This window comes from Pseudomonas onubensis, from assembly GCF_965653655.1.
GTDB lineage: Bacteria > Pseudomonadota > Gammaproteobacteria > Pseudomonadales > Pseudomonadaceae > Aquipseudomonas.
This window is the reverse complement of sequence record NZ_CBFHAZ010000274.1, coordinates 1-450: the sequence shown is the minus strand read 5'-3', so window position 1 is coordinate 450 and position 450 is coordinate 1. Positions and strand designations below refer to the sequence as shown.

The window sequence follows — 450 nt, the reverse complement described above, 5'->3', positions numbered from 1 at the left end:
CATGAATGTGTTCGAATTCGTTTGGCATTATCAAAACTGACTCGGTGAAAATTTTATCTTCATTTAATACATATCCCTTATCTCTCGAAATACTTGAATTGATATCAGTATAATGAGATAGTTGACCTCTATAATATGTTTCTCCAGTTGAATGTTTTTGTACCATCTCTTTAAATTGAGACAAATTATTAACCTGTTCCATGTCTATTGATTGACTCCTTTGGTTGATTACATTTATAGCCCAAAAAAGCTTAACCTTTTAATAAAGATTAAGCTTTTTCAGTACCCTTATGCCCCTACCCTATCTGCAGCCACTTTGACTTCTGTACTATGATCACTTTGCAAATAAGTTATTGAAAATACACTACTTAAAATCACTGCTGCCAATAGAATCCGGCTGATTTTCATCAATAATCTCCCCTTTTTTAATTTTTCGTCTTGCTTCAATAC

The 450-nt window shown here is 32.4% G+C and carries 2 protein-coding genes; both read right to left on the bottom strand.

Features of this window, described 5'->3' with window-relative positions; genetic code table 11:
- Positions 1–202: hypothetical protein (locus tag ACTD9P_RS29925; RefSeq protein ID WP_438870463.1), on the bottom strand; the 202-nt coding region annotated here is incomplete at its 3' end.
- Between the two features lie 86 nt (positions 203–288).
- Entirely contained in the window at positions 289–378 is a 90-nt protein-coding gene (locus ACTD9P_RS29920) for a phosphatase RapI inhibitor PhrI (protein WP_438870464.1), read from the bottom strand.
- Positions 379–450 lie beyond the last annotated feature (72 nt).